Raw genomic sequence first — 12,045 nt, forward strand, 5'->3', positions numbered from 1 at the left:
CCGAATAGAGCCTTGAATCAATCGCACTGAAGTGGCCTTGTTGGGTGTCGGTGGAGAAGCCTCGTAACTCCTTCATCTCACACTCGCAGGGCCATTTCAATGTCCGGCCTTCACCTCAATACGACGGATTGGAGCTAGCTCTTCTTCGGGACCAATTGAAGAGGGCGGGGAGCTTCGGCTCCCCGCCTTTCTCATTTCTGGGAGTTGGCTGGCTTGCCGTTATCCTCGTTCGGATGATGGGAACGATCTGGCTCGTCGGAATGATGGGTGCTGGCAAGAGCGCGGTCGGGAATGCCCTGGCGGCGCAGCTCGGCGTTCCCTTCTTCGACGCAGACGCCGAGATCGAGCGTGAGGCGGGTCTGGGCATTCCGAAGATCTTCGACGCGGAGGGAGAGGCCGGCTTCCGGGAACGGGAGCGAGGCGTCATTGCCGGGCTGGCCGGGAAGAGGGCGGTGATCGCTCTCGGAGGGGGTGCGATCGCCCAACCGGGCCAGGCGGAGGCGTTGGCGGCCGCCGGAACCGTGGTGTACCTGCGGGCGAAGCTGGAGACCCTGCTGGCGCGCGTCGGCCAGGACGAGACGCGCCCCTTGCTCGCCGGGCTGGATACGGAGGGACGGCATCGCCGCCTGGCATCGCTGCTCGGGGAAAGGCGTGGAGCCTATGAGACGGCTTCCCTGGTGATCGATACCGATGATCGCGAGATTGCCGGTCTGGCCATGGAGCTCGCGAAACGTCTGGAGGATGCCTCGTGACGAGTCGTCGACGATCGACCTCCAGCGTGCCGTCTCGCCGCGTGCGCGTGGCCCTGGGCGAGCGCAGCTACCCGATCGAGATCGGCGTCGGAACCCTCGACGCCGTAGGGCCGGCCGTGGCAGCAGCCACCGGAGCGCGCCGAGCGATCTTGATCAGCGTGCCGCCGGTGGCGCGGCGTTATGCGGGGCGGGTCGAACGCTCCCTGCGCGAGGCCGGCATCCGTCCGAAGCGGCTGATCGTCCCCGACGGCGAACGGACCAAGAACCTGGGCCAGGCCGCGAAGCTCTACGATGCTTGTCTGGCCGCAGGCGCGGATCGCAGCAGCGTCATCGTCGCCCTGGGCGGCGGTGTCGTCGGTGATCTGGCCGGCTTCGTGGCGGCCACCCTGCTGCGCGGCATTCCCGTCGTCCAGATCCCGACTTCACTCCTGGCCATGGTTGATTCCAGCGTCGGTGGGAAGACCGGCGTGAATGTGGCCCGCGGAAAGAACCTCGTCGGGGCCTTCCACCAGCCGCGTCTCGTCTGGATCGATGCCGAAACCCTCGGCACGCTTCCGCCGCGCCAGCTATCGGCGGGCCTCGCGGAGGTCATCAAGCATGCCGCCATCCGGGACGAGCGCTTGTTCCGGCGTCTCGAGCGCGATTTCGACCGGCTGCTCGCCCTGGAGCCGGGGGTCCTCGTGCCGGTTCTTCAGCGCAATTGTGCCATCAAGGCAGCCGTGGTCAGCGAGGACGAACGGGAAACCGGCGCCCGCATGTTGCTGAACTTCGGGCACACCCTGGGCCACGCGGCCGAGGCGTTGAAGAAGTTCCGGGGTATCCTCCACGGGGAGGGGGTCGCGATGGGCATGGCCTTCGCTGCAGATCTCTCCGAGGAGCTGGGTCTGGCCCCCTCGGGAACTGCCGATCGACTCTGCGCGCTCCTCGAGAGGGCCGGCCTGCCCACGGAGCTGCCAGACTTTCCGCGTAGCGCTTATCTCCGCGCGCTGGCGGTCGATAAGAAGAAGCGGGACGACCACGTACACTTCGTGGTGCTGCGAGCCATCGGACGGGCGGAGACGCGCCCGCTGAAGCTCGCCGAGATCTGGCCCTCGCGTCGCAAGCTGCGTCGACGAGGATCGGGGGGATGAGCGTGGAAGCACAGCCGACCGAGGCCGAGATGAAACGGCTCGAGGCGCTCGGTGCCGATCGGCCCGATTCCCCCGGAATCGCTGCCCTCGCCGAAACCCGGCGCCGGGACGGGGATGCCGCCGAGGCGCTCCGCCTGGCTGAAGACGGCCTGGCGAGCCAGCCCGAGCTCGTGGCCGCCCGTGTGGCCCGCGCGCTGGCACTCCTGGACTTGAAGCGCCTCGGCGAGGCGCGACTCGAACTGGAGCGGGTTCTCGAGGCCGTGCCGGACCACCCGATCGCGACGGCCCTCGCGCAGGATCCGAGGGCTGCCCAGGCGCCAGATCCGCTTCCGGAGTTGGCCGAGGACGAGCTCGATGAGGCCCTGGATCTGGCGCAACCGGAAACGGACCAGATGCACTCGACCGATAGCTATGCGGCCGCGGCCATCCATGCCGCTGAGCAAGAGGACGAACCGGTGGAACCCGGCCTCGTCCCGTTCGAGCCCGCTGGTGATTCGCCCTACGCGACTGCGACCGTCGCGGGTTTGCTCGATGATCAAGGCCACGGCCACGAGGCGGACGCCATCCGCCGGGGCCTGGACACGCCGCCTGTCCCCCGCTCGGAAGAGCAGGGTGGATCTGTGCTTTCGACCCTGGAACGTTGGCTCGATACCCTGCGGAGACGAACTGGATGAGTTTCGAGAACCTGTTGAACAAGATCGTCGAACCCTGCGCCAGCACCCTCGGTGCGGCCCTGATGGGTTCGGATGGCATACCCATCGCCCATGTGCCCGGCCCCGGGGCCCCGGCTTCGGCCGAGGAAGACGTCTCGGTGCTCTCCGTCGAGCTGGGCCGGATTCTTTCGGAGTGCCAGAAGCTGGCAGACTCCACCGAGAGCGGCGTGCCCGAGGAATTCACGCTCCAGCTGGAACGGGTCGGCGCTGTGGTGCGGCGGGTCGATGACGAGAACTATCTCGTGGTGGCTTTCGCCCCGGGCGCCAACGTGGGGCGGGTTCGCTTCGGCATGCGGCGGTATCTCTTCGAACTCCAGGAGCTTCTCTAGCTCCCGCTTCCGGCCCAACCCCTGTTTTCCAGGCCGCGCGGCTCGGACCCGCTAGTTTTTCATCCATGAGCGAGCCTCTCCGCATCCTGGTTCTTCACGGACCCAACCTGAACCTGCTCGGGACCCGAGAGCCCGAGGTCTACGGGCACACGACCCTGGCCGAGATCGACCAGGAACTCGCGGATCTGGCCAAGAGCCGGGGCGCCCAGATCGAGGCGCTGCAGTCGAATCACGAGGGTGTCCTGATCGACCGGATCCAGGAGGCTCGTAGCGAGGTCCGAGGCATCCTGATCAATCCGGGCGGCCTTACCCACACCAGCGTATCGCTACGCGACTCCCTGGCAGGGGTGGAAATACCGGTCGTCGAGGTCCACCTCTCGAATGTGCAGGCTCGAGAGGCCTTCCGACACCATTCCTACGTGGCCGGGGTGGCGCTCGGAACCGTCGCCGGCTTCGGAGCGGCGAGCTATCGGCTGGGCCTCGAGGCCCTGCTCGACCATCTGGGCGCTTAGCAGGCTGCGGCTCCTCTGCCGTCGAGGGGGACTCCCCTCGATGAGCGAGTGAATCTGAGCCCCGCACCCCTCAAGACCGCTCTCCGAGCGCCGATACGGAGGGTGCGGTGGAGGGACAAGCCCAGCCCCCCACTGGCTGGTCACGCTCTCGGGTTCGAGGGGCCCTCTTGGCGATCAACAAGCGGAAGATCCTGCAGTCGGCGCAGAAGCACCTTCAGAAAGGTGCGCTCGAAAAGGCGCTGAAGGACTACCAGACCCTGCTCAAGGCCGATCCGCGAGATGCAAACCTGCGTCTCAAGATCGGTGACATCGAGCTGAAACGCGGACGGCCCGACGAGGCAGTCGCCGCGTATCTGAAGGTCGCGGAAGCGTTCATGAAGGACGGCTTCGATGCGAAGGCCGTCGCGCTCTACAAACAGATCACAAAGATCGATGACAAGCGCGCGGATGTGCTCGTTCCGTTGGCGGATCTCTACCAGCGCATGGGGCTCCAATCCGACGCGATGGCGGCCCTTCAAACCGCCGCCGACGCCCACTACCGCGATGGCAACAAGGATGACGCGCTCGATCTCCTGAGGCGCATGGCGGCATTGGATCCGTCGAATACGAACAGCCGCCTGAAGGTCGCGGATCTTCTCCGCCAGGAAGAGCGCAACGAGGAGGCGATCTCCGAGTACGAGGAGGTGGCCGCCGAACTCGATCGTCAGGGCGCCGAAGAAGATCGCATTCGTGTTCTCGTGCGCGTGCTCGAGCTTGCGCCGGATCGGGTCGATCTGTTGGCTTCCGTCGCACGCTCACGAATCGATTCGGGAAAGCTGGAAGCGGCCGAGAAGACCGCGAATCTGATGATCGAGCAGCAGCCGGACGAACCGGATGCCTGGCTGTTGTTAGGCGAAGCTCGCGGAGGGCTCGGCCAGAGCTCGGAGAGTGTCGATGCCTACCGCCGCGCCGCCGAGATCCATCGCGAACGCGGCAGCGATGATGTCGCCCGGGACATCACCCAGCGCTTTGTCGCCCCGGCAGGGGTCGAGGATCCCGGAGCTGGCGATGCCGCAAACGACGATCTGCTCGGCGGAGCCGTAGAAGATCTGGGTGCAGAGGCAGGAGCCCCGGATTTCGACCCGAACGGCATGTCCCTGGGAAGCCCCCTCGGCGAGAGCGGCGCGGATCACGGCGCTCTTGGCGATACCACCCTGCCGCCGCTGCCGGAGGTCGAAGAGTCCGGCGTCGAAGCGGCCGCCGAGACCGACAGCGATCCTGAGCAGCTGCTGGCGGAGGCCAGTGTCTATCTCCGCTACGGCAAGCACGATCGAGCGATCGACAGCCTGCGTTCGATCGTCCGTCAGGATCCGACGAGCGTGGCTGCCTTCGCGAAGTTGGGCGAGGCCCTGGAGGCCACGGGCCAGGCCGAACACGCCATCACGTCCTACGAGCGCGGCGCCCAGGCTGCGGCCGAGTGCGGGGATACGACGGCCTTCGAGGCGCTGCGCCAGAGCGTAGAAGCATTGGATGCCGGACGGGCCGAAGGCTTGGAACCGCCCGCCGCCCAGGTCGCATCCGACCTCGAGGACGACCTGCTTGGGCAGCCGGAAGCGGAGCCCGATGCGGAATCGGAACCGGAGAGCGAAGAAGATGAGTCCGGAGCCCTGGCCGGAAACGATGCAGAGATCGAGTTCGACGTAGACGTCGAGCTGGACGCATCCGAGGAAGCTGCCGAACCCGAGGAGGGTCTCGAACCGGTCGTCGCATCGGGAGTTTCCGGGGACGAATTCGAGATCGATGGTTCCGAGCAGGACGAGATCGTTCTGTCCGAATCGGAGCAGCCCGATCCGTCCGAAGCGGTTCAGATTGATCTCTCCGAATCGAACGAGATCGAGCTTTCCGAATCGGACGAGATCGACGTTTCTCAGGCGGTCCCGGTCGATCCATCGGATTCAGGCGAGATCGACCCGTCGGCTTCGGCCAGAGATGGCGGCGATGTGGAAGCGGACGAACTCGTGCCGGAGTTCGATCTTTCCGGTGAGCTGGAGATCTCGGTCGAGGATGCACTCGTGGATTCCGAGGACGAGAACCGGGATGAAGATCTCGAGTTCGAGATTTCCGGGGCCGGCGAGGACGCGGATGGCGAAGTCACCACGGCCGAAGAAAGCCTGATGGATGTCTCCGGGGAAGGAGCGGCCGCGGTAGAGATCGAGATCTCGGATCCCGCGCTGGATCTGGCCTTCGACGACGAGGAAGCCGCCGTTCCGGATGGCGCCGACTTCGATGAATCCCAGGGTGAGGTCTCGCTGGAGAGCCCCGAGGAAGCGGTCGGGGCTTCGGCTTCGGCGACGACTCCGGCCCAGATGGCCGAAGACCTGGAAGAGGCCGACTTCTTCTTCCAGCAGGGCATGTTGGACGAGGCGCGAATCGTCTACGAACGCATCCTCGCGATTGCGCCGAGCCACCCGGGCGCCTTGTTGCGCGTGGGCGAGATCGAGGCGGCGAGCGATGGAGATGCCGACGCGGTCAGCGCTTCTACGACCGATGCCGATGACATCGACGTCGAAGCTGCCGCGATGGACGCCGATGACATCGAGGTCGAGGCCGGCGCTGTCGAGATCGACCCGGAGGAACTCGAGGTCGGAACCGACGAAACAGCGATCGAAGCCGGCGAACCCGAATGGGACGCCGAGTCGAGCGACGCCGAAGATGATTCCTCCGACATGGTGGATCTGGTCGGCGATGACATGTTTGCCGACGAGGACGCCTCATCGGATGAGTTGGCGCCCGAGGTCGACCTCGGTGGGGACCCGGATGACGACACGGGCCGAATCCAAGCGGCCGCCAGCGAGGAACTCGAGCCGGAGGCGGCGGAGCTTGGCTCGCTTGACGACGCAGCGTTCGAAGACTCCGCGAGCGAAGAATTGGAGGCGGAAGACTCCGAGCTCGATGCTTCCGCACCCGAGTTGGTCGAGACAGAGGCCGCCGCGACCGTTGAGGAGGGCGCTCCGACGAGCCCCACCGAGGCGGAGGTGACGGCCCCTGTGATATTCGGCGCTTCCTCCGAGGAGGACGAGGGCTTCGACCTGGCCGCGCAGCTCTCCGATGCGTTCGATCTCGACGACGAGGGTGGGGCGGATGTGCCGTTCTCTGCAGACACCGAAGGTGAAGGCTTCGAGGAGGTCTTTGCCGCGTTCAAGCAGGGAGTTCAGGGCGCGCTCGAGGATGAAGACTTCGAGGCCCACTACGACCTGGGAATCGCCTACAAGGAAATGGGCCTGTGCGAAGACGCCATCGGCGAATTCCGGGCCGCCATGGGCTCCGATCAGCGCCGGCTGCCTTGCCTTCACATGATGGGCCTCTGCGCCATGGATCTGGGTCGGATCGTCGATGCCGTTGCGCACCTCGAGCAGGCGTTGGCTTTGCCCGACGTCGAGGAGGAGCAGCAGATTGGTCTGCGATTCGATCTCGGCCGGGCTTATGCGGGCGTTGGCGATGTACCTCGCGCACGTGCAGCGTTCGAAGCCGTGCAACGTCTCGACGCAGACTTCCCCGATGTCGACCTGCAGCTGGCGGCCCTGGATGATCAGCCGGATCCCGATGCGGCGGAGGCCACCGTCGAAGCGGACGACGCCGGCTTCGAGAACTTCGATGAATTGATGGCCGACGGCCCTTCCGGCCCGGAGGAGGAAGCGCCAGAGGCGCCGGTCTACGAATCCTTCGACGACTTCCTCCAAGACGACGATTCCGAGGACGAGGCCGACGCGTCCGCAGAGCCGGAGAGCGTCGACGCCGGCGAACCCGAGAGCTTCGAAGCCAGCGATGCCGAGGGCCTCGAAGACGGCGAAGCGGAAGACGTGGGGGACGCCGAGCCCGATGAGCCGGAAGACGTCATGTCCGAGCCGGACGAGGAGCCCGAATCCGAACCGGATCCGCCCGTCCAGACCACAGCCGATCCGGAGCCGCCGAAAAAGCCCGGCCGCCGCAAGAAGAAGATCTCATTCGTCTAGGAGCCCCGTCTCGCCGTGGAACATCTATCGACCTTCCAGCTCAGCCGGGATCCCTTCTCGAACGAGTCCCAGCCCGCCTTCTACTATGAGTCGCCCGTCCACCAGGATGCGGAGCGTCGTCTCATGCGTGCATCGCTCCAGGGGAAAGGACTCTCACTGGTCACCGGTGAGGGAGGTGTCGGGAAGACCGTGCTCGTGCGCCACTTCCTCGAGGCCCTCGAAGAGGAGGTCTTCGAGGCCTGCATGCTCGTCCCGATCCCAGGCGTGACCGACGGCCAATGGATCCTCGATCGCTTCGCCCGGCAGCTCGGCGTGGAAGAGCCTGCCGCGGAACGTCAGGTCTTGATGGCCCAGATCTACGAGCAGCTTGCCATCGTGCGCGAGGATGGCCGGCAGACCGTGCTGATCTTCGACGAAGCCCAGGTCCTCGCTGAGCAGGGTTTGTTGGGCGAGCTTCGCGGCCTTCTGAATCTCGAGTACGAAGATCGCCGTATGCTATGTCTGGTGCTCGTCGGCCTGCCCAGCCTGGATGACGCAATTGCTGCCGAGCCTGCCCTTTGCGATAGGATCGACCAGCGCATCGAGCTGAAGCCTCTCGATGAGAAGTTCGCGGTTCAGTATCTGAGCCACCGGATTCTCACGGCAGGGGGGAACCCTGCCATTCTGGATGCCTCGGCGGTGCAAGGCCTGGTCAAGGCATCGAAGGGCATCCCGCGCTACCTGAACACCCTGGCCGACAACGCGCTCTTCGAAGCCCACGTGGCGGGGCGCGTCTCGGCCAGCGCCGGCGACGTGGAGCAGGCCGCTGCCGAACTGCGCCCGTGGGCCGAAGATGAGGACGGGGATGAACCGTCGCCGATTGCGTCGTCCTCGGCACCCGCATCTCCGCCCCACAGCGAGACGACCGCGTCGGCTGCCATGGCTCAGCCTGCCCAGGCTGCGCGTGCTCCCGAACCGGTCGAGGCTCCGAGTTTCGAGATGGCAGAAGTGATCGCGTCGGAGACCGAGCCGCCCGTGGCCGGAACCCCGAGCGCACCGGGCGGAGAGGATGCCCAGTGGCTCGACGATTCGCCGTCCGCCGCCCAGCAGGCCGCACCGACCTCGCCTGGCAAACCGACTTCCGGCATGGGCGAACTCCTCGGCGAAGAGCCGCCCGCCCGCGGTGAACTCGACGACCTGTTCGTCGATCTCGTCAAGTAATCGCCCAGAGCCGCCCCGGCGCGGTTGCCCCACGACGACCCGCGTGCGACCCTCCTCCTCCGCGCGCGAGTAGCTCAGTTGGTAGAGCATCGGCTTCCCAAGCCGAGGGTCGCGGGTTCGAGTCCCGTCTCGCGCTCCAGGAATTTCTGAGGCCCGGCAGGCACTTGTGTCGCCGGGCCTCCGGCGCTATGGGTTTCTCCGTTCCCGGTGTTCCCGGTCCGTTCCCGGTCGTGGGAGGCGGACCGCTGCCGGAGCTTGGAGGGGCTGCACATGCGGGCCACCGTGCTGAAGAAGCGGGGCAAGTGGGGCGTCCGGGTCTACAGCGGAGATCGACAGAAATGGCGGACGATCGGCTCCGGAGAGAAGGGGCGGGCGGAGGCCGAGCGAGTCGCCGCTGAGATCAACCGTCAGGCGGAGGCGGAACAGCTCCGCGCCGAGGGATTTCTCGGTCTGGTCCCGCAGCGCGCTCCCCTTCGTCTTGGCGACGCGTGCCGTCGTTGGATCGAGGCCTATGGTCCGAAGCTCTCCAAGGGTACTTATCAGACCTGGCGCGCGAACATCGAGCGGCACCTCGTCCCGGCGCTCGGCGAGGTCGATCTCCGGCGCCTCAGCGAGGCCCAGCTCATCGGATTCGCGGACGCCTGCTATCGCGAGAAAGGCCTCGCCCCCGGCACGGTGACGAATTGCCTCTCGATTCTGCGCCGCGTGGTGAACGTTGCCGTACGGGAGGAGGTCCTGACCGCTCTGCCGCCAGCGTTCCAGAAGCGCGACAAATCGATCGTCGAGATCGCGAAGGAGGTGTTCCGCAGCCACGGCATCTCCTCGCGCAGGAATCCGCCTCGGCGGCGCGAACCCTGGACCCGCCAGGAGGCGGAGCGCCTGCTCGAGCTTGCCGAAGAGCACGAGCCTTCGATCTTCGAAGTCTGTGCAACGGCGTACTACACGGGTGCCCGGAGGGGCGAGATCCTCGGCCTGCGGCGCGACCGGATCAATCTGCGCGACGGGGTCATCGTGTTCAACACACAAGTGACGCGCGGGCAGGAGAAGTTCCTCAAGTCGACGGATCACCCGGACGGGCGCGCTGTACCCGTCGCACCTCGCTTGGCGGAGATCCTGGACCGTCTCCTCGCGGGGCGGCGAGAGAGGCCCATCCAGGACGAGCCTCCCTGGGCGTTTCTCTCGCCCAAGGGGCGGCGGTGGCAGGAGAGCAACTTCTACCACCGCCCCTGGAAGCGTTTGATCAACCTGGCGGAGGTCGACGGCATTCGGCCGCTCGATTTCCACTCGTTTCGACACACGTTCATCGTGCTGAGTCTGCAGGCCGGTCGCTCCCCGAAGGCCGTCTCCGACATCGCAGGCGACCGCCTCGACACCCTCCTCAAGCACTACAACCGCTGGGTCCCGCAGGACTGGGACTTCACGTATCTCGGCTCCGGAGCGACGCAATCAGGAGGTCCGCCTTCGCACGCGCCGCCCTCGGAGCCGAACCCCCCGGAGGAGGCCCTGCCACCGGCTCGCTGACGTCTTCGCCGAGGAAGCGACAGAGGCTGTCCGTCGAGACCCACGCAACGCCGCACGAATCGCGCTTCACCCTCTCGAGAAGACCGCGGTCCACGAGCCGATGCACCGTCGAGCGATGCACCCCGAGTATCTCCGCGATCTCGTTCACACGCAGGACCGGCCGCTCCCGCCACTGGAGACGGTCGTCTGATTTGGTCGAAGGAGGCACGGCTGCCTGTAGGAGCAAACATCGTGCCGTCGTGAAGCAGCAACGAGGACCGGTCGCGCGAGCTTGCGGCCCACGAGCCGCTGGTACTGGCGCTTCCTGGTCGAGTCAAGCGAGCCAGCGCCGTGGGTTCGCGCGCGGTACAGGCGCCATCCCAGCTCTCAGAAGAACACGGGAGAGCCCCCGGCATGCTGTTCGCGCACGCCCGCGCGGCGTGGGCTCCGTTTGAACGCCGCGGAATCGCGAGCGCCAGGCGGCGGGAGCAGAGCCAAGGAGCACCGACTCTCCTGCTTCTGAGCTGATCGAGGGATCTGCCTGGACGATTCCCAACCCTCTTGGGGAGGCAACACGGTCTCCGAATCCCGTTTGATTGTCGCAGGCTTTGCCCGCCATTTGCGTGTCTTGGCTGCGCCTGGTTGGCCAAAAGCGTCACGAAAACAAGCCCTTAGCTGAGTTCATGCCGGTATACTGGTCCGACGGCGGGCCGGGGCCCGCGTCGAGGGTCCGGCCTTGCTCAACCGCGTCTCGAGCCTTGCTCGGTTTCTGACCGAGATCAGCGTCCAACGGCCGCTGGTGACGGTGGGGCTCGGGCTCGTCGTCACTTTGGGGCTCGCATTCCAGGCCGCCCAGCTCTCGAGCGAGGTGGGCTATGCCGCCTACTTCGGCCCGGACGACCCTGCGGTCCACCGGCTCTCCGACTTCTTCGAGGAGTTCGACAGCGGGCTGCACGTGCTCGTCGTGTTCGGATGCCCAGGTAGCAATGTCTGTTCTTCGGTACGGGATCGGGCCGCACTCGAGTTCATCGGAAAGCTGCAACGGGAGTTCGACGCCCTGCCGAACGTGCGCCGGACGCAGAGTGTTCTCAATGCGCCGATCGTAGTCGGCCCACTCGAGACGCGGACGATCGCGGCGCGGGGTGGGGGAGGGGACTACTCGCTCTCTCCGGACTGGGAGCCCCTGGCCGAGCAGTCGCTTGGAGAACCCTTCCTCGCGAACGTGGTCGTTTCGGTGGACGGGAAGACCGCAGGAATCATCGTCGAGTTTCAAACGCTCGATAGCCGGCCGGTTCGCGACCTCGTGCACGCGATCCTCGATCTTGTCCCGCACTACGAAGAGGAACTCGGAAGCGAGATTTTCGTCGCGGGAGACCCTGTCTGGACGGTCGTCGCAGACGACGATCTGGACGCCGATTCGATCAACCTCACGCTGCTCATGTTCGTGCTGATCGTCGCGGTTCTCTGGGGGTTCTTTCGAGACGTCTGGCTCACGGTCCTTCCCGTGCTCGCCGTCGGAGGGCTCACGGTCGCGATTCACGGGGTCATTGCGCTGCTTTCGATTCCGATGACCACGATCCTCGCAGCCCTCCCGCCGGTGCTCGTGGTCATCGCGATCACTGCAGCGATTCACCTTCTCACCGGCTTCCTGCGTCATCCCGATCTTGAGCCTGGCGCCGCTCTGGTTCAGGCTGCCGATCAGGTCGGCCCGGGCTGTTTCTGGGCCGCTGTCACGACGGCTGCGGGCTTTGGCTCCTTCGTCTTGAGTGATCTCGCGAGCTTCAGGCAGTTCGGTCTTGCTGCTGCCATCGGGTTCATTCTTGCCTTCCTCGGCACGTTCACGCTGCTACCGGCGCTCCTCTGCCTGATGTCTCCGCGCACGCGCGGCCCGGACCGGGCCCGGCTCGGCGTTGTCCG

Annotated in this window: 10 protein-coding genes and 1 tRNA gene; 10 read left to right on the plus strand and 1 reads right to left on the minus strand. The window is 66.0% G+C overall.

Going from position 1 to position 12,045, the window contains the following annotated elements:
• Positions 1-233 precede the first annotated feature (233 nt).
• From GY937_16525 to GY937_16565, 9 genes are all read left to right on the plus strand, one after another.
• Positions 234-752, plus strand: coding sequence for a shikimate kinase (locus GY937_16525; GenBank protein MCP5058310.1), 519 nt, complete (start codon positions 234-236; stop codon positions 750-752).
• A 26-nt stretch (positions 753-778) separates the two neighbouring features.
• Positions 779-1,882, plus strand: coding sequence for a 3-dehydroquinate synthase (gene aroB, locus GY937_16530; protein MCP5058311.1), 1,104 nt, complete (start codon positions 779-781; stop codon positions 1,880-1,882).
• Positions 1,879-2,556: a hypothetical protein gene (locus GY937_16535; protein ID MCP5058312.1), complete on the plus strand. Its 678-nt coding sequence runs from the start codon at positions 1,879-1,881 to the stop codon at positions 2,554-2,556. The genes aroB and GY937_16535 overlap by 4 nt, the downstream gene beginning before the upstream one ends.
• Positions 2,553-2,924 (plus strand): hypothetical protein, encoded by a 372-nt coding sequence (locus GY937_16540; protein ID MCP5058313.1) that lies wholly within the window; start codon positions 2,553-2,555, stop codon positions 2,922-2,924. The genes GY937_16535 and GY937_16540 overlap by 4 nt, the downstream gene beginning before the upstream one ends.
• A gap of 65 nt (positions 2,925-2,989) precedes the next feature.
• A complete protein-coding gene (gene aroQ / locus GY937_16545; GenBank protein ID MCP5058314.1) occupies positions 2,990-3,436 on the plus strand; it encodes a type II 3-dehydroquinate dehydratase in 447 nt (148 codons plus the stop codon).
• 167 nt (positions 3,437-3,603) lie between these two features.
• Positions 3,604-7,428, plus strand: a complete 3,825-nt coding sequence (locus tag GY937_16550) for a tetratricopeptide repeat protein (protein ID MCP5058315.1) — start codon at positions 3,604-3,606, stop codon at positions 7,426-7,428.
• A gap of 15 nt (positions 7,429-7,443) precedes the next feature.
• Positions 7,444-8,628, plus strand: coding sequence for an AAA family ATPase (locus tag GY937_16555; protein ID MCP5058316.1), 1,185 nt, complete (start codon positions 7,444-7,446; stop codon positions 8,626-8,628).
• Between the two features lie 63 nt (positions 8,629-8,691).
• A tRNA-Gly gene (locus GY937_16560) sits at positions 8,692-8,767 on the plus strand.
• 131 nt (positions 8,768-8,898) lie between these two features.
• Entirely contained in the window at positions 8,899-10,149 is a 1,251-nt protein-coding gene (locus GY937_16565) for a site-specific integrase (protein MCP5058317.1), read from the plus strand.
• Here GY937_16565 and GY937_16570 read toward each other — a convergent pair.
• A complete protein-coding gene (locus GY937_16570) occupies positions 10,046-10,357 on the minus strand; it encodes a helix-turn-helix domain-containing protein (protein ID MCP5058318.1) in 312 nt (103 codons plus the stop codon). The two genes, GY937_16565 and GY937_16570, sit on opposite strands and share 104 nt — an antisense overlap.
• A 507-nt stretch (positions 10,358-10,864) precedes the next feature.
• On the opposite strand from GY937_16570, the gene GY937_16575 reads away from it, so the two are divergent.
• Positions 10,865-12,045, plus strand: a 1,181-nt coding sequence (locus GY937_16575; protein ID MCP5058319.1) for an MMPL family transporter, incomplete at its 3' end; no start/stop codon positions are given.

It is taken from the genome of bacterium (assembly GCA_024228115.1).
GTDB lineage: Bacteria > Myxococcota_A > UBA9160 > UBA9160 > UBA6930.